A 17,313-nucleotide genomic window follows, 5' to 3' on the forward strand; every position below is an offset into this window, starting at 1 on the left:
CTAACGCCTCAGCAATTCTAAGCCAATCCCACAACGTAAGCATTGTTTTGAATCGCAATACTTCCTTTTTATATGCAACAACCCTTGTGAGTGTGCCGCATGCCACGCCTTAACCCCTATATCTTCAAATTTTTGAATAATATTATTTCTTTCAGTCGGTAATTCTTCTAACCATCGCATTGCCTTATCTTTTAAATGCTCCAGCTTAAAGTAAGCCCCATAAGAAAATGTTAATGCAATAAATGCATTAATAATCAAGCTATTTTGACTCATTTCACTTAAACTATGATCACTAGTCGCTAAGGATTGCTTCGCAAAACTAAAATGGGTCTTCCAGTAATGAGTAACCCGTATATGATCAAGTAGCGATCTAAATTCACTTAAATTTTCAATCGCTAAAATTCCTTGTAGACGAACACTTTCATTTTGTAACAAACTGGCTAATTGAGCTATTCGAATAGTGGGAAAATTGTGAGGTCGCATCCGTGAAAAAAGCAGTGGAAAATGAGTTTCTTTTAAGGAATAGGCTTTTTTAAGATAAAGATATTCCTTTTGTAATTGTAGAGGATATGCTTCGTCAAAAGTAGAATTTAAAAAACCCGCCTGACCAAAAATCATAGCTTCCAATTTACTGATATCTGTCCTATATTTCAGCAATAATAAATTTGACAATTGCTCGCCTAAAGCCTGAAAAGCTTCTGCATTTACTTTAAATCCGAAACTTCGAAACAGCCATATGAAAAATATTTTCTCCCAATCTCCATCAAATTTTTGCAGTAATTCAAGTATCAGTCTTGACTTATCTTCCATTCTTTCTACTGCCATACGCTCCACCCAGCTCTCCACTTTAAAACTATCTAAATGAAGTATCTGACTTTCACAGGGAATCCAACGTTGCCCATCCATTAAACGCTGATATTGTCTCAGTAATTCTTCAGAAACATAATCCGACAGCCTGAGTGTTGGAACAAGGGAGCCATCTTCATGAAACACTTCTTGATCATGATCCCACACAACATGTAAAATTACATTTGCATATTTTGCATCTTTTTGATGTCCATGTAGAAACCAATCTGATGATCTGACATGAATCTCCACATTACCTGTCCACAACTCACTTCCGATACGGGTTTTTGAAAACAAGAAATCTGGTCCTGCATTGTCATTATGTTCACCTACATGTAAAACTTGGATGGATTCGCCATTTACGGTTTTTAATTGATCTGTGTGATACAGACGCAACCTCCATATGAATTGCAAAAGATCTTCAGGAATAGCCATAACCTAAAGATAATCAAATAATTTAAAGTTTATATATTTACGATAATTTCCAATTGATCATCCGAAATTTTCATAATTTCTTTCAATTCACCTTTTACCTGCGGGGCTTTTATCCCGCCATCCAAAGTACGTTTACTTTTAAAAACCCTAGCCTCATCCCACAGATTAGCTTCAATAAATAGGGACAATGTCTTTGCTCCACCCTCAATAATAATAGATTGCACATCCATTAAATACAATTGATACAAAATATTTTGAGGAAGATACCAATCATAATTTTCCAATTCGATATACTTATTATGACCAGACCATTCCGTCTTCAAAGCATTAAAAATAATGGTTTCAGCTTCATCGTTAAAAATCGCAGCTTCAGCGGGAACGGAAAGTAATTTATCTATCAATATACGTTTCGGATTTTTTCCATTCCACTCGCGTACGGTCAAGCTAGGATTATCAACCAATGCAGTCTTAGCACCCACTAAAATTGCATCTTCCTCAGCTCGCCATTTATGAACCAACTGCTTACTCGCCACATTACTAATCCACACTTGCTCCCCTTCTTTTCCAAGATACCCGTCTGCACTTTCTGCCCATTTGAGAATAACATAAGGGCGATTTTTTTGAACACGTGTCAAAAATCTGCGATTTAACCACAAAGCCTCCTGTTCTAATAGTCCGATCTCAATAGCTATTCCTGCATTTTTTAAAATCTCTGCACCCTTACCGTTCACTTTGGCGAATGGATCTAAACATGCTATATATACTTTTTTAGGCTTGTATCTTGCAATAAGATTTGCACAAGGTGGTGTCTTACCATAATGTGCACAGGGTTCAAGACTAACATAAAAAATTGACTGTCTTAATTTAGTTGCGGCCTCATCCCCATAATGGTCCAATACCTGCTGAATAGCATTTACTTCGGCATGAGCTCCACCGTAAGGTGATGTAAAACCCTCTCCTATAATTTGGTCATCACAGACAATAACAGCACCCACCATTGGGTTAGGGCTTGTAGTACCTGCTCCCAGAACGGCCAGTTCCAGGCATCTCCGCATGTAGCTTTCTTGCATATTCATATACAAAAGTATCAAAACAATACTGTAACAGAAAATACTAGAAATATTGTAAATTTTGATTCTTCAGTAATTCTAAATATAACATGAGGATTGATTATTTTTTAACAACATGAGTTCCAAATAAAAAAGACTTCAACAAATAAATTGTTTGATATCTGCGGTAATTATAATTGTAAATAAAACAAATTTATCTAAGTTTGACCAATGGAAAATTTACAAACCTACGACAGCTTGTTCCAAAAAGACCTAGCTACATTTTATGACGCAGAAGAAATCAAAAACATCTTCTATATAGTTATTGAAGATGTTTTAGGACTTTCCAGAATGCAATATAGCTTAAATAAAGAACTGACATTGTCAGAAGAGGAAAGCACTCACATTTCGAATATTTTAAAAGATCTGCTAAAACAGAAACCCATACAGCACATCTTGAAAAAAGCTGATTTCTATGGAGAAGTTTTTGAAGTCAATCCTTTTGTGCTCATTCCACGATCAGAGACAGAGGAATTAGTTGATATGATTATCCGCAATCATCGAGATCAGGCACCTCTACGTATTATCGATATCGGAACTGGATCCGGCTGCATACCGATTTCACTTAAAAAGCATTTGCCGGAAGCCCATATTTCTGCATTGGATATTTCTAAAGAAGCTATTGCCACAGCCAAACGTAACGCACTCCGTTTAGATGCACCAATAAATTTTGTGAATGCAGACATCCTAGAATGGGAATATATCTTTCAATCCCAGCAATATGATATTATCGTCAGTAATCCTCCTTATATTACACCAAAAGAAAAAGAGGAAATGCATCCAAATGTATTAGAATTCGAGCCGCATTTAGCTCTTTTTGTGGAAGAAACTGCTCCTTTATTATTTTATGAGACGATAGCTTCTTTTGCCCAGAAGCATTTAACAGCTGAAGGTGACTTATATTTTGAAATTAATCAGTATTATGGGGATGAAACAGTCGATATGTTACGAAAAAAGGGGTTTAAAACAGTGATATTACATCATGATATGCAACAAAATCCAAGAATGATACATGCTAAAAAATAAGGTGATAAAAATTTAATCATTTCATTACCAAATAGTAATAAAATAATTTAAGAATATTCAACTTAAAAGTTGGCACATATCACCTTTTTTTCTACCTTTGCATCACTTTCAAAAACGAAATTTATTTCAAAAAAGGAAGGATTCCGTAGCTCAGCTGGTAGAGCAATACACTTTTAATGTATGGGTCCTGGGTTCGAATCCCAGCGGGATCACCAAAAGCTTCACAGAAATGTGAAGCTTTTTTGCTATTACTGGATTTCAATAGAACCATTCGGATCGTTGCCATCCACTGGAAGCTAAAGATATTATACGGTAATTGTAAAACTGCACCAATTGCATTTCTACCATCGAGAATGTACAACAAATGACCAACAGCTTTTCCCTAGATAAAACTCCATGTTGTACTGTGCCTAAAATATTCCGCACTATATTGCTCCAGTTTTATGTTTTTCACCCCACTTTCCAAGTTCATCAATAATAAGTTTCAATTCATTTCCGATTGGAGTTAATTCATATTCAACGCGCGGAGGGACTTCAGCGTATACCGTTCGTTTCACAATTTTATTTTCCTCCAACTTACGTAGTTGTAAGGTAAGCATACGCTCGGTAATGTTTGGTAAACATTTTTTCAATTCTCCAAATCGGAGTTTTCCGTTAATTAGATAGCAGCAGATCGCCAGTGACCACTGACCGCCAATTATGTTAGAAGCATAAACCTCCAAACATTCATTTGCTAAAGCCTGCTTATTTGCAAAGTTCGTTGAAGTTGCTTTTATTTTTGTCATTACTTACATTTTTTATAGTACCATACAATGAGCATCTAACATACAAAATTAATGCTTCATCAATTACTTTTGTATAAGAATTTTAAAATTAGAAGACATATGAAAACATTAGTAATTGTTATTCATCCCGATGCAGAAAATTCCATAATCAATAAAAGATGGATGGAAGAATTGAAAAAGTATCCTGATCAATATCACATCCATCAATTACACGAAGTTTATCCTACTGAGAAGATCGATGTGCCTGCAGAACAGAAACTGATAGAGCAGTATGATAAAATTGTATTTCAATTTCCGTTTTATTGGTTCAATTGTCCTCCTTTATTTAAGAAGTGGCTGGATGAAGTTCTTATTTATGGGTGGGCATATGGAAGTAAGAGTGGTTACAAAGTATCAGGGAAGAAGATCGCTCTGGCATTATCTATCGGTATAAATGAGGAAGAGTACACTACTAAGGGAAAGTATAAATATACTTTAAAGGAACTGACCCGGCCTTTTGAATTGACTTTTGAATATATAAAAGCCGATTATCAGCCATTCTTTGCTTATTATGGACTTGAACAAAATAGTTCAGAGGAGTGGATTGAAAAGAGTGTTACCCAATATATAGATTTCCTGAATAACCTATAAAAAAATGATTTTGCTGTTTAGTGACATAGCAAAAATGGTTGCATGCATATATAGGTACTGTCTTTCAATTGGTTTAACCCACTAGATCTTTTCAAAAAGAATTTAAGTTCATTCCCGGCCGATTCAACAGAAGAAGCTAATCTTAAGATTAGTTTCTTCTGTTGAATCGATATGAGAATTAGAAGGAAACACGAACTCAATTACACACTGATCTGGTTTAGTATATGCTAGGCAGGGATATTAAAGCTTCCAATATAGATCATGTCGTTGTAATTTCCGAGCGGTTTGTCTATAATCAACTCTGCGTCGGCATAGCATAATATGGCATTCACATTTGAAATTCCTTTATCAACACATGCCTGATAGATTGCTACTTCTGTTTGATCATTCCATATAGGCAGTTCTTCTATAGCAGCTTGAATACTCATTTTTTTGCGACTAAAGTAAACAGTGATCCAATCTACATCATAATCATACTGTTTGTCAATTGCTTTGCTAAACTGTGAACGAAGATTAAAGTCAGGTGCATTTCTCGCGTAGGTTTCATCAGTTTTAAATCGATTATAATCCTTAATAAATTTACTTTGGTCAAAATATTTATAAAATTGTTCTTCCGTTCTATTTGATGTCCCTGCCCAAATATGGATACGTTGCTCTGCCATTTTATTTCTTATACTTTTAGTAGACTGTAAAGATAGCCTAAATTCCTGAACCTTTATTTGTTCATTTACCCTCCCTAACATGGATCAAGATATCCTTTTTAACGCAGGTAAGTTTTTTTATATTTGCAGTTCAACTAGTGATTCATAACATGTCGACAAAGCAAACAAAAATTGAAAATTTCGATCCATCACAACCTGGCTTACCAGATTCAAGCATATACGGGCTTCCCTTTACAGCTGAAGAAAGTGATATTATTGTTGTACCCGCACCTTGGGAAGTAACTGTAAGTTATGGAAGCGGTGCTAGTAATGGCCCTGATGCTATTTTAAACGCCTCGTTTCAGGTTGATTTACTGCATCAGGAATTTCCTGATTTATGGAAATTAGGAATTTTCATGGATGAAACTCCTGCGCACTGGTCGGAAAACAGTGAAAAATATAAAAGTTTAGCGCAACCGATTATAGAGGCGTTAGAAAATGGTGAAGATATTGAAAATGACGTTACACTAAGAGGGTATTTAGAAGAAATAAATAAAGCTTCCAAACAATTCAATGACGAAGTAAAAGAACGCTCATTGTATTGGATGAATAAAGGTAAGAAAGTAATTCTTTTAGGCGGAGACCATTCTACACCTTTGGGATATTATGAAGCTTTAGCTGAAAACCATGATTCATTTGGAATTTTACATTTCGATGCACACATGGATTTACGCAATGCTTATGAAGGTTTTACCTACTCTCACGCATCAATTATGTTCAACGCGATCAAACTTCCACAATTGGAAAAAATCGTTCAGGTTGGTATTCGCGATTTTAGTGAAGGAGAATTGGAAGCAGTTCAAACTTCAAATAAAGTAAAAGTATTTACTGACACAGATCTAAAAGCAAATAGCTTTGAAGGAAAAATTTGGAAAGATCAATGTGATGAAATTCTAGCACAATTACCGGAAAATGTAGCGGTCAGTTTTGATATTGATGCTTTACAGCGTTGGTACTGTCCAAACACCGGAACTCCGGTACCTGGGGGACTGTCTTATGAACAAGCAACTTACTTGTTAAGTCGATTGGCTAATAGCGATAAAAACATTATTGGTATTGATTTAGTTGAAGTTGCTCCCGGAGAAGACGACTGGGATGGTAACGTAGGTGCTAGACTTCTATTTCATTTATGTGGCGTATTTGCAAAAAACAACAAACTTGCTGTAGGATCGAAAATCAATTTTTAAAGCAAACTGCATGTACTAACGATATTTAAATAGATCATATCTACTGAAATAATGTTCAAAAATAATTAGAGCAGTAGACATTTTACATAATTACACTTACCAGAAAACACAAAAGCCAATCTTTCGATTGGCTTTTGTTGTTATTAAATTGTGATAGGTCAGTATTTGTATACGTCATATCTCAGAAAATAATTAATTTGTGAATAAATAGAATATTAAAATCAAGGTATGGACAACGCCAAGACTGTAGCAACACAAATAATTGAGTTTAATAAACAATTACATTACTCAGGAAATCTTCCAGATGACTTTCGAGTATTAAATCCTTACTTTGAAAACCCGGAGACCTTAATCGTTATGGAAAAGTTTTACAACAAGTATTACGACGACACTGCTCCTAGAAAATTTATTATAGGAATCAATCCTAGTCGTCACGGCGCAGGGGTCACAGGCGTACCATTTACAGACACCAAAAGGTTAGAACACATCTGTGGTATCCCCATGAAATCTGCACATACCCATGAAATATCTTCCGTTTTTCTTTATGACATGATTAAGGAATTTGGTGGTGCACATGCTTTTTATAGACAATTTTACATCAATTCACCCTTCCCATTAGCCATTGTCCGGAGAACAAAGGAAAACAAATGGATCAATGCAAACTATTATGATGATAGAAACTTGTTTGCAATGGTTAAGCCATTTATGATCGAATCTCTAAAAAAACACATAAGCTTAGGCTTGGATACAACTAACGTATTTGTATTAGGAAAAAAGAATGCAACGTTTATTGAAAAGATAAATAAAGAAGAGCATTTATTTGAAAATTTAACGATTCTAGATCACCCACGCTATATACAGCAATATAAATCCCGAGATAAAGAGCATTATATAAATAAATATATCGGTGTACTAGGGACTTAGGGTTAAATAATAAATTTTATTTGGACTATAGCACTAGAAACTCTATCTTTGCATCACTTTCAAAAAGGGATACACTTCCAATTAAGAAAGGATTCCGTAGCTCAGCTGGTAGAGCAATACACTTTTAATGTATGGGTCCTGGGTTCGAATCCCAGCGGGATCACAAAAAAGCTTCACAAATGTGAGGCTTTTTTTGTTTTCCCTGGATTCGAACATAAGCATTGGGATGATTCGTCGCTTTTCATTGCGGACATGCGTTAGATGATTAGGCAATGTAATTAATCCCAACGGAATCAAGATATCGATCATCTCAATACGATATTCTAAAAAAGCACTCAAAATCGCATGTTCCTATAATATCTACCAGCATTCCTATAATATTAAATATTTCATTCTGCCAAACTTCTACTTTCGTAGAAAATTTGAAATATGTTAAAACCACTATCTTTTCTATTATTTTTAGTATCAATCGCCAATATAGGTATTGCTCAAAAGCGATACAACATATCAGGAACTATAACAGATATATCAACCGGCGAAACACTAATTGGTGCTTCGGTTAAACTTCAGGAATTACCACAGTCCGGCAGTTTAAGTAATTCATATGGTTTTTATTCAATTGGTGGACCAGAAGGACGATATGTACTGATAAGCTCCTACATCGGTTACAAGACCTATACAGATACCATCACCTTAGATAAAAATTTTGTTTTGAATATCGCATTGCAGTCTCAAGCGATGCTTGAAGAAGTGGTCATATCTACGAACAGAAAAAACAACAAGAATATTTCGTCTCCGCAAATGGGTGTTGAAAAGCTCAACATGAAGCAAATTAATCAGCTACCAGTCGTTTTAGGTGAGCAGGATGTATTAAAAAGTATTACACTGATGCCGGGAATAAAAAGTTCTGGTGAGGGAAATACTGGTTTTTATGTCCGTGGAGGAGGTTCAGATCAAAATTTAATTTTATTGGATGAAGCTACTGTTTACAACGCCTCTCATCTATTAGGCTTCTTTTCAACATTCAATTCAGATGCGATCAAAGATGTGAGCATCTATAAAGGTGGTATGCCTGCTGAATATGGCGGAAGATTATCGTCTGTCTTAGATGTAAAAATGAATGAAGGGAATAATAAAAAAATAACCGTTCAAGGCGGTATCGGAATGATTGCCTCCCGCATTAAAGTTGAAGGGCCAATCGTAAAGGATAAAGGTTCATTTATGATTTCCGCCCGCCGCACATATGCGGATCTTTTCCTGAAAGCTTCATCAGATACCACAATAAATAAAAGCACATTGTTTTTCTATGACGTTAATGCAAAAGCAAATTACAGATTCAACGATAATAATGCCATTTATCTTTCAGGTTATTTTGGTAAGGATGTATTGGGCCTTCAGGACATTTTTGGCACTAATTGGGGAAATGCAACTGGTACGGTAAGATTTAACCACGTTTTCAATAGTAAATTATTTTCAAACACTTCATTCATCTACAGCAATTATAACTATGTTATTGAAGGACTGGACCGAAATGATGGTTTTAAGGCAACTTCAAAAATAACCGACTTAAATTTTAAACAAGATTTCAATTATTATGCAAGTTATAATCATGCTTTAAAATTTGGAATCCAGGCAACTAGACATGATATTTCACCAGGAGATATTACCACCACAGCGAGTTCCAGTTTTAATGATAAGCATGTTGAACATCGGTATGGTTATGAGATGGCAGCGTACCTAAGCGATGAGTGGAAGGTTAACGATAAATTAAGCATGATATACGGTCTACGTCTAAGTTCAATGCTACTCGTCGGTCCTGGAACATTCAGCAAATATGATATGTTAGGCAATACGTTAATGTCAGAAAAGTATAAGACAGGTGAAGTTGTTCAAAATTATTTAAATTTAGAACCTCGATTCAGCGTAAGCTATATGTTAGACGATCAGCAATCAATCAAGGCCTCTTATAATAGAAATACACAAAACATTCACCTTTTAACAAACTCAACAAGCGCAAGTCCTACAGATCTATATGTCATGAGCAGTAAAAATATCAAACCGGAAATCGCAGATCAGATTTCCACTGGATATTTTAGAAATTTCAAAGACAATACCTACGAATTATCAGTTGAGCTGTATTATAAAAATTTACAAAATCAAATCGATTATAAAGATGCGGCACAATTGCTAGTCAATCAGGATGTAGAATCACAACTACTCTACGGTATTGGCAGAGCCTATGGTACTGAGTTATTCCTCAAGAAAAGATATGGAAAATTTAACGGATGGCTTGGCTATACCCTATCTAAAACGGAACGTAAATTTGAAGGAATAAATGACGGAAAATATTACCCTGCAACACACGACCGGACACACGATTTATCTTTAGTTGCTATTTACAAATACAGCGACAAATGGACTTTTTCGAGCAATTTCGTCTATGGAACAGGTAAAGCTGTAACCTATCCTACTGGCAAATATAATATTGGAGGTAACACAACTTTCTCTTATTCACAAAGAAACGCTTATCGCCAGCCAGCCACTCATCGTTTAGATTTAGCAGCAACATTCGAAGGAGCACCTGGTAAATATTTTCAGTCCAGTTGGACCTTTGGTATTTATAATGTGTACGCCCATAAAGATCCTTATCGAATAGCATTCAGAGATAGTAAAAAAGTTCCCAATGCAACTGAAGCAGTTCAAACCAGCATATTTGGAGCACCTATTCCTTCCATTACCTGGAATTTTAAATTTTAATCTAAAAATCAGAAAACATGAAAAAAACTTTATTTTATATGTTGTTGCTAGTCCTATTTATCTTGACACAGTCATGCGAAAAAGTGATTGATATTCAAGTAAATGACGAGATAGGAAAGCTTGTGATTGAAGGCAGTATTAACAACACAAACCCTCAGCAAGAGATTAAACTGAGTCGTAATGTTTCTTTTTCCGCAGGTAATGATTACCCTTCCGTAACAGGCGCTAGGGTTATTGTTTATGATAATGAAGAAAAAGAATATGTATTTCAAGAAACCATTCCAGGAACTTATGTAGCTAAAGATTTTACGGGACAGCCCGGAAGAAGCTACAGCATGGATATTCAAGTCGATGAGAGTAAATTTACTGCAAAATCTAAAATGCCTCAAGTCGTTCTGCTAGATTCTATAATAGCTGAAAAGCCCAAGCTTGGAGACAAAGATACCCGCAATATAAAAGTATTTTACCGCGATCCTAAAGATGACGCTAACCAATATCGTTTTATTCTATTTGTTAACGATAAACAGATTAAAGACATCTATGCCGTAAATGATGATTTTAACAATGGTAATCAGGTTAGTATCACATTAAGGCCAAATGATGATGAGGAGATATATCCAGGGGATCAAATTCGTGTCGAAATGCTTTGTATTGATAAATCGATCTATAATTACTGGTATAGCCTCATGCAGCAGTCTTCAGGAGGTGGTATCACCCCCAGTAATCCACCAACTAATATAAGTCCAAATGTATTTGGTTATTTCAGTGCGCATACTATATCCAGCAAAAGTATAGTTGTTAATTAATGTCAACTCCATCATTACAAAGGAACCATATGTTTTCAACGCTATGGTTTCTTTGTATTATTTCATCCTGTTAATAACCTTATCCATCACCTATTAATTGTCTGCTTGTCAATACGCGTTAATAGGTTCTCTTTAAAACTAGCACCCAAAGGCATTTCGAACCCAGCAACAGTTACCCAATGATTATCGACACTTTCAATCTTTTTAAGATTGACCACAAATGATTTATTCACACGTACAAAATCCATACTTGGCAACTTATTTAAGATTGTTTTTATATTCATAGCAACCATTAATTTTTTGTCTTTACTATGTATCATAACATAATCTTTCATTGCCTCGATGTACTGGATCTCGTCTAATGCAAGACGGAATAATTTGCGATCAGACTTAACAAAAATATGATCCGTTGGTTGTAAAGCCTGTTTATCATAAGCTTTATTTTGAAAATAGCTGATAGCCTTATCCAAAGCTTTTTTTAACCGATCTTCAGCAATAGGTTTTAATAAATAATCTAAGGCATTCAGATCGTAGCTTTCTAAAGCATAATTAGGGTATGCTGTAGTAAATATAACCTGAATTGACCCTGGAATATGTTTTGCAAACTCCAATCCACTCTCCTCTGGTAAATGAATATCTAAAAAAATTAAATCAAGATCTTGCGTTTCCATAATCATACGGGCATCATCAGTATTACTGTACATACCCATACAATCTAAGAAAGTATAATCTTTTAGTAATTTTACCAATCCCCTTCTTGCAAAAGGTTCATCCTCAATAACAATATACTTAATGCTTAACTGTTCTATATTCATACGATCCATCTATTGGAATACTTAAAAATACTTTAAAAATATCTTCTCTATCATCTATTGCCAATTTATAACTATTCGGATATAAAATGTCTAACCGCTTTCGAATATTACTCAATCCTAAACCTCCGTATTCTTTGACAGATACTTTCTTTTTTTTCGCATTTACACATGTAAAACAAATCTGCTCATTGGCTACAGTAAAATTAATTTTGACATGCAAATCTCCGTCCATGGCCTGATGCGCGCCGTGCTTCACAACATTTTCAATAAATGGAATAAATAGAAATGGCGGAATATTAATCGCCTCCATACCTACATCCACGTCAAAATTCACGCTAAATTTATCTCTTCGAATTTCCTCTAAAAAGATAATATTTTGAAGTACCTCAATTTCTTTTCCCAGTTCTATCGTATCCCCTTTTGATAAATAAAGCTGATTTCTAAGAATATCACTAAGCTTCAATAATACTTTTGATGCCAATTTAGGATTTTCATAAATGAGAAAATTGATATTATTGAGTGTGTTAAATAAATAATGGGGATTAATCTGACTTTTCAATTGTTCCAATTGACTCAGTAAGGTATTATTTTCAAATTCCTTAAATCGTATTAAATTGATAATCCATATTTTAAACAGCTTAACACTACTTACAGCCGCAATAAAAATTGTAAATAGTATGATTAATATCACAAAATCTTTTCCATCTAATAAAGATTGATCTGGCTTCTTAATAAACCGCAATTCCTGACTTTCTAAGATCAACATGCTTAAGAAAATGATGCTATAAAATGCGAACAAAGTACCTCCATAAGCTAAAAACTTACTTCTCAACATAAACACAGGTATCAAAACATAGTGATTAATATAAAATAAAGCCAAGAGAATAATAATTGAAATACATTTTACCAGTAGATTCCACACCTTCATTTTTTCATCAACTTCTGCAGGCGCATTATTGGGTAAGAAATGAATTCCTATGATTGCTGCTATTAACAAAACATGCCGTATCCAGCGGTATTTACTGTCAATTACAAAATCTATAAAATGGCTATTTTCATAACCGATAATTATTTGTCCATTTCTCATTTAAAAGATTTGCAGATAAGCATTTAATTTATTGCAAAGGTACATTACTCCGAAAGTGATTTTACGACCTTTTATCATTTATTTTTTTCAAAAGATACGTCTTCATTTAATTGCTATCTATTTGTAATCGTATGTTCTATATGATTATTCTTTGTATTGAAATTAGATTCAAATAATTCTTAACTTTGTACGTAATGAAAACCCCCTATTTGAATTCTAGGGTAAGTCATGTTTGTTTCGATAGAAAATCTACCTTTTTAATGTATAAGTTGTTAATTTATATATTAAAACATTTGAACACAAACCAATTGATGCAAATGTTGTTAGTAAGAAAAACAACATCCATTCTTTGCGCGACACTTTTATTAGGTTTTCTAACTTTTTACAACAAATAACATGGAAAATAAAAAAACCAAAATCACTGTATTATATGTTGACGACGAGGAAAACAATCTCGTTTCTTTCAAAGCAACTTTCCGTTTCAAGTATAAAGTACTTACTGCTATTAGTGGTTCTGAAGCTATCGAAATTGTAAAAAAGAATCACGTCGACATTATTGTTACAGATCAACGGATGCCAGGCATGACGGGGGTACAATTTTTAGAAGAAATCATTAAGATTAATCCAGAACCTATGCGTATTTTACTGACCGGTTATACCGATATGGCCGCGGTTATAGATGCTGTAAACAAAGGGAAAATTTTCCATTATCTAAATAAACCTTGGAGTGAGGAAGAATTAGACGAAACAATAAATCGGGCCTATGATATCTATTCTGAACGAAAAAATCTATTAGAAACATATTCGAAATTGGAAGTATCAAATGAACAACTAGAATTTTTACTTCGTCAAAAATTGCTCTCATAGGTTATACTTAACCGAAATTCAATCCATTTTTTTGCTTGGAACAACAATTGTAAAAGTTGTTCCAACTCCCACTTCAGATTGAACATCAACCGTACCCTGTAATTTAAGTAGCGCACTTTTCACATTATAAAGACCAAAGCCCATACCCTCAGCTTGGTCACTTGCTCTAAAAAACAATTTAAAAATATCATTGATATATTCTGAAGAGATTCCGATCCCGCAATCACTTACTTTAAGCGTCGCATTTCCATCAGAAACATCTACAGATAATTTGACAAATTTATTTTCACAATCCTTTCGTTGATATTTAAAAGAATTAGAAAGCAAATTATGTAAAATTAATTCCAAGACAGTTTTATCGCAAATAAATTCTTCTTTTTGATCAACACTGATTATAAATTCTACATCATTATTCCGAACAGACATATTATAGAATGCTTGAATATCATTAAAAAGTTCTCTGAAATTAATTGTAGATAGCATTAATTCGCCACGCCTCAATAAATAATAATCACGTAAGCTATCGATATATAAATCCAGTCTTGTCAACGAACCATCCATTAATCCCAATAACTCATGAATTTGATCGACCTGATCAAATTTTAACCCAAGTTTAACAGCTGATAGAACTCCAGTAAGTGGATCGCGAAGATCATGACTTACACTGTAAGCAAATTTATCCAGCTCATGATAAGCTTTTTCTAGCTCCTCATTTTTTATATCGAGCATAGAATTGGCTGTATAAAATTTATCAGCTTCTTCGATACAAGAAATCATTTCCTCCTCTATCCATGGTTTACGGACAAAACGGAATATATTTCCTTTATTAACAGCATCAATTACAGTCTCCATATCTGCATAAGCAGTTAATAAGATACGGATAGGTCTTGGAAAATCCCTTTTTATACGATCAAAGAAATCAATTCCTAACTCATTTGGCATGCGCTGATCACAGAATATGATTCTGATTTTAGGATTTTTAATCAATATTTCTTGAGCTTCAACTGTTGAAGAAGCGGTATGTATAACATAGCTATATCTAAAATTGGCTTTAAAACCAAATAAGTTATTTAATTCATCATCAATATATAGTATTTCTATATCTTTTATCATAATCTAATCATATAGCAGTAAATGCCGCACCTACAAAAATAAGAATATCCCTTACTTTAAAGATAAGGTTCCATTTAAATAATTTGTCGAATCGGAATAATTAATTTAAAAACGGTCCCCTCTCCGACTATAGAATCAACCACAATCTTTCCATTATGCTTGGCTATAGTATTATAAGCAATTGACATACCTAAACCTGTGCCCTCACCAACATCTTTAGTGGTAAAGAATGGTTCAAAAATTTTCTCTCTAATTTCTGAAGGAATCCCAATACCATTATCAGCAATACTAATATACATAAATGACTCATCTTCAGTTAATCCTGTTTCTAACTTTAAAATTCCACCTGGATTATTTTGAAATTTCTTATTGATCGCATAAATCGCATTAGTCAATATATTTAAAAAAACTTGATTAAGTTTTCCTGCATAACATTCTATCGCTGGTAATTCACCGTAATTTTTATCAACATCAATCCCCTGTTGTATTAAACTGTTTAGAATAACCATCGTCGATTCCAAACCCTCATTAATATCAGCAAATTTAAGTGTGTCCTCATCGACACGTGAAAAGATTCGAAGACTTTTAACGATCTCAGCGGTTCGATTGGCTCCCTCACTCATCCCTTTCAATAAGAAATCTACTTCAGTTCTGAGGTATTCCAGATCAATTTCTTCTTTATATGCTATAATACGAGATTGTTTTTCACTTAAGGTCAGTTCATCATCAAGTGCAACACTTTCCACTTCATCTAAAGTTTCCCAAATCATATTAATATCCCGCTTCAAAGGCGCAACACTTGAGGTGACGAAATTAATCGGATTATTAATTTCATGTGCTACACCAGCAGTCAATTGCCCTAAAGAAGCCATTTTCTCGGCCTCTACCAGTTGTGATTGCGCTTCTTTTAAATGTTTCAAAGTCGCTTGCAGCGACTCATTCGACTCTGTCAATTCGCTCGTTCGCTCTACAACTTTTTGTTCTAAAACTACATTCTGTTCACGAATAAGACGTTCATTTTCAAGTGAGGTGGCTAACTCATTAGCTTGGGATATTTCCTTCTCCCTTTTCAAGATATTAATTCTTGAAGCTAGTGCAAAAGAAAGTAATGCCATTTCAACAATTGATGCTAATCTAAAGGAATTACTTGTAAATAGATTATAGGGTAATATTCCATAGTCTTTTAAAAGAAATATCAAAGCTCCCGTTAGCAATATAAACCATGCTATAAAGAAATATCTAGCCGGTTGATACTGCTTTTTCAGTACATATAAAGAAGCTATAAATAAGATTATTGTTTCTAATGATGTTGCAGTCTGCATTAATTCAAATGCGAACTGGTGATATCCAAAAATTAATAAAAGAAAGCTTGCTAAAAATAAAACAAGAAGTGCCAAGAGCATCTTGCGGATAGTCGGCGCATTTTTCTTAAGATTTAGAAATTGATTCGAAAAGAATAAAACGGCTATACTACTAGAGCATGCAAAAATAACGATGCTGACAGATTCCCATCCAGGCATAGTTGGCCATAAAAATTGAAAATTAAATCCGACTATTCCTAGCTGTGTAAGCCCTAAAAATGAGATATAAAGCACATAATACAAATATGCCAAATCTCTTACAGAAAGAAATAGGAAAAAATTGTAAATTGCCATTATCAACACCACTCCTAAAAACAGTCCTAATAAAATATTTTCTTTCCATAAATTTTCCCAAACTACATCAGGCTTCCCCACAGCTATCGGGAGTATAATTTGTTCGGAGCTTTTCACTCTTAAAAAATACTGTTTGCTTTCTGTTGGTTTTAAATTGAGATCAAAAATATAGTTTGGGCTTTGATAAGTTCTTTCTTTAAAATTTTTAAAACTCCCAAAATGTGCCAATGATCTAAAATTGCCTTCCTTATCCAAATCATACAGTTCCACTTCATCTAAAAGTGGATATGCAATATCCAAAAGGTAATGTGTACGTTGACTGAGATTCTCAATTTTAAATGCAACCCACACACTGAATTTACTAAGCCCTAGATTAGGGTTAGGGCTTTCACCTGGTTTAAATTTCTTTAATAATGTAGGGACCTCCTGCGGAGTCACCTCTCTATCTAATTTTAAAATGTGTAAATCAGAACCAGGCTCAAAAAATTCAAAATTATCAGTTAATTGAATTTGACTAAATAAAGGGATAGGTATTACTATAAAAAATAATATCAGTCGAAATAAATTCAT

The 17,313-nt window shown here is 34.1% G+C and carries 15 protein-coding genes and 2 tRNA genes; 9 read left to right on the forward strand and 8 right to left on the reverse strand.

Going from position 1 to position 17,313, the window contains the following annotated elements; genetic code table 11:
- Entirely contained in the window at positions 1–1,281 is a 1,281-nt protein-coding gene (locus ACFS6I_RS15375; protein ID WP_380921906.1) for a DUF2851 family protein, read from the reverse strand.
- A 29-nt stretch (positions 1,282–1,310) separates the two neighbouring features.
- On the reverse strand, positions 1,311–2,357 hold the full coding sequence (ribD, locus tag ACFS6I_RS15380) for a bifunctional diaminohydroxyphosphoribosylaminopyrimidine deaminase/5-amino-6-(5-phosphoribosylamino)uracil reductase RibD (protein ID WP_168128183.1): 1,047 nt from the start codon (positions 2,355–2,357) through the stop codon (positions 1,311–1,313).
- Between the two features lie 204 nt (positions 2,358–2,561).
- Here ribD and prmC point away from each other — a divergent pair, with 204 nt between their 5' ends.
- Together prmC and ACFS6I_RS15390 are read left to right on the forward strand one after the other, a co-directional pair.
- Positions 2,562–3,416, forward strand: coding sequence for a peptide chain release factor N(5)-glutamine methyltransferase (prmC, locus tag ACFS6I_RS15385; protein WP_380921908.1), 855 nt, complete (start codon positions 2,562–2,564; stop codon positions 3,414–3,416).
- Between the two features lie 139 nt (positions 3,417–3,555).
- Positions 3,556–3,631 (forward strand) — tRNA-Lys (locus tag ACFS6I_RS15390).
- Positions 3,632–3,841: 210 nt separating this feature from the next.
- On the opposite strand, the gene ACFS6I_RS15395 is transcribed toward ACFS6I_RS15390, so the two are convergent.
- Positions 3,842–4,201 carry a winged helix-turn-helix transcriptional regulator gene (locus ACFS6I_RS15395; RefSeq protein ID WP_183915363.1) on the reverse strand — a complete coding sequence of 120 codons (360 nt, stop codon included), beginning with the start codon at positions 4,199–4,201 and terminating at the stop codon, positions 3,842–3,844.
- Between the two features lie 99 nt (positions 4,202–4,300).
- On the opposite strand from ACFS6I_RS15395, the gene ACFS6I_RS15400 reads away from it, so the two are divergent.
- Positions 4,301–4,831, forward strand: a complete 531-nt coding sequence (locus tag ACFS6I_RS15400) for an NAD(P)H-dependent oxidoreductase (protein WP_380921910.1) — start codon at positions 4,301–4,303, stop codon at positions 4,829–4,831.
- Positions 4,832–5,058: 227 nt separating this feature from the next.
- On the opposite strand, the gene ACFS6I_RS15405 is transcribed toward ACFS6I_RS15400, so the two are convergent.
- Complete coding sequence (locus tag ACFS6I_RS15405; protein ID WP_380921912.1) at positions 5,059–5,493, reverse strand: immunity 22 family protein; 435 nt, start codon at positions 5,491–5,493, stop codon at positions 5,059–5,061.
- Between the two features lie 149 nt (positions 5,494–5,642).
- Between ACFS6I_RS15405 and ACFS6I_RS15410 the strand changes: the two genes are divergently transcribed.
- The 5 genes from ACFS6I_RS15410 to ACFS6I_RS15430 all read left to right on the forward strand — a co-directional run bounded on the left by ACFS6I_RS15410 (position 5,643) and on the right by ACFS6I_RS15430 (position 11,206).
- A complete protein-coding gene (locus ACFS6I_RS15410) occupies positions 5,643–6,719 on the forward strand; it encodes an agmatinase family protein (RefSeq protein WP_168128181.1) in 1,077 nt (358 codons plus the stop codon).
- 228 nt (positions 6,720–6,947) lie between these two features.
- Positions 6,948–7,643: an SMUG2 DNA glycosylase family protein gene (locus tag ACFS6I_RS15415; RefSeq protein WP_380921914.1), complete on the forward strand. Its 696-nt coding sequence runs from the start codon at positions 6,948–6,950 to the stop codon at positions 7,641–7,643.
- Between the two features lie 90 nt (positions 7,644–7,733).
- Positions 7,734–7,806, forward strand: a tRNA-Lys gene (locus ACFS6I_RS15420).
- Positions 7,807–8,072: 266 nt separating this feature from the next.
- Positions 8,073–10,400, forward strand: a complete 2,328-nt coding sequence (locus ACFS6I_RS15425) for a TonB-dependent receptor (RefSeq protein ID WP_380921916.1) — start codon at positions 8,073–8,075, stop codon at positions 10,398–10,400.
- A gap of 17 nt (positions 10,401–10,417) precedes the next feature.
- The gene (locus ACFS6I_RS15430; protein ID WP_380921918.1) at positions 10,418–11,206 is read left to right on the forward strand and encodes a DUF4249 domain-containing protein; all 789 of its coding nucleotides are present in this window, start codon (positions 10,418–10,420) and stop codon (positions 11,204–11,206) included.
- Positions 11,207–11,292: 86 nt separating this feature from the next.
- Here ACFS6I_RS15430 and ACFS6I_RS15435 read toward each other — a convergent pair whose 3' ends face one another.
- Complete coding sequence (locus tag ACFS6I_RS15435; protein WP_380921920.1) at positions 11,293–12,021, reverse strand: LytR/AlgR family response regulator transcription factor; 729 nt, start codon at positions 12,019–12,021, stop codon at positions 11,293–11,295.
- Positions 11,996–13,108, reverse strand: coding sequence for a sensor histidine kinase (locus ACFS6I_RS15440; RefSeq protein WP_380921922.1), 1,113 nt, complete (start codon positions 13,106–13,108; stop codon positions 11,996–11,998). The genes ACFS6I_RS15435 and ACFS6I_RS15440 overlap by 26 nt, the downstream gene beginning before the upstream one ends.
- Before the next feature lie 396 nt (positions 13,109–13,504).
- Here ACFS6I_RS15440 and ACFS6I_RS15445 point away from each other — a divergent pair, with 396 nt between their 5' ends.
- Complete coding sequence (locus ACFS6I_RS15445) at positions 13,505–13,975, forward strand: response regulator (protein ID WP_183915375.1); 471 nt, start codon at positions 13,505–13,507, stop codon at positions 13,973–13,975.
- Positions 13,976–13,993: 18 nt separating this feature from the next.
- Here the strand turns inward: ACFS6I_RS15445 and ACFS6I_RS15450 are convergent, their stop codons facing one another.
- Together ACFS6I_RS15450 and ACFS6I_RS15455 are read right to left on the reverse strand one after the other, a co-directional pair.
- On the reverse strand, positions 13,994–15,088 hold the full coding sequence (locus ACFS6I_RS15450) for a sensor histidine kinase (RefSeq protein WP_183915377.1): 1,095 nt from the start codon (positions 15,086–15,088) through the stop codon (positions 13,994–13,996).
- A gap of 74 nt (positions 15,089–15,162) precedes the next feature.
- Positions 15,163–17,313: a sensor histidine kinase gene (locus tag ACFS6I_RS15455; RefSeq protein WP_380921924.1), complete on the reverse strand. Its 2,151-nt coding sequence runs from the start codon at positions 17,311–17,313 to the stop codon at positions 15,163–15,165.

Source organism: Sphingobacterium anhuiense, from assembly GCF_042686355.1.
GTDB classification, from domain to species: Bacteria; Bacteroidota; Bacteroidia; order Sphingobacteriales; family Sphingobacteriaceae; genus Sphingobacterium; species Sphingobacterium anhuiense.

Excerpts from the sequence above, each read along its gene's own strand:
- ACFS6I_RS15455 (WP_380921924.1), bottom strand. The coding sequence starts at position 17,313 with ATGAATTTATTTCGACTGATATTATTTTTTATAGTAATACCTATCCCT.
- ACFS6I_RS15400 (WP_380921910.1), top strand. The coding sequence starts at position 4,301 with ATGAAAACATTAGTAATTGTTATTCATCCCGATGCAGAAAATTCCATA.
- ACFS6I_RS15415 (WP_380921914.1), top strand. The coding sequence starts at position 6,948 with ATGGACAACGCCAAGACTGTAGCAACACAAATAATTGAGTTTAATAAA.
- ACFS6I_RS15445 (WP_183915375.1), top strand. The coding sequence starts at position 13,505 with ATGGAAAATAAAAAAACCAAAATCACTGTATTATATGTTGACGACGAG.
- ACFS6I_RS15425 (WP_380921916.1), top strand. The coding sequence starts at position 8,073 with ATGTTAAAACCACTATCTTTTCTATTATTTTTAGTATCAATCGCCAAT.
- ACFS6I_RS15410 (WP_168128181.1), top strand. The coding sequence starts at position 5,643 with ATGTCGACAAAGCAAACAAAAATTGAAAATTTCGATCCATCACAACCT.
- ACFS6I_RS15440 (WP_380921922.1), bottom strand. The coding sequence starts at position 13,108 with ATGAGAAATGGACAAATAATTATCGGTTATGAAAATAGCCATTTTATA.
- ACFS6I_RS15405 (WP_380921912.1), bottom strand. The coding sequence starts at position 5,493 with ATGGCAGAGCAACGTATCCATATTTGGGCAGGGACATCAAATAGAACG.
- ACFS6I_RS15450 (WP_183915377.1), bottom strand. The coding sequence starts at position 15,088 with ATGATAAAAGATATAGAAATACTATATATTGATGATGAATTAAATAAC.
- ACFS6I_RS15375 (WP_380921906.1), bottom strand. The coding sequence starts at position 1,281 with ATGGCTATTCCTGAAGATCTTTTGCAATTCATATGGAGGTTGCGTCTG.
- ACFS6I_RS15430 (WP_380921918.1), top strand. The coding sequence starts at position 10,418 with ATGAAAAAAACTTTATTTTATATGTTGTTGCTAGTCCTATTTATCTTG.
- ACFS6I_RS15435 (WP_380921920.1), bottom strand. The coding sequence starts at position 12,021 with ATGAATATAGAACAGTTAAGCATTAAGTATATTGTTATTGAGGATGAA.
- ribD (WP_168128183.1), bottom strand. The coding sequence starts at position 2,357 with ATGAATATGCAAGAAAGCTACATGCGGAGATGCCTGGAACTGGCCGTT.
- ACFS6I_RS15395 (WP_183915363.1), bottom strand. The coding sequence starts at position 4,201 with ATGACAAAAATAAAAGCAACTTCAACGAACTTTGCAAATAAGCAGGCT.
- prmC (WP_380921908.1), top strand. The coding sequence starts at position 2,562 with ATGGAAAATTTACAAACCTACGACAGCTTGTTCCAAAAAGACCTAGCT.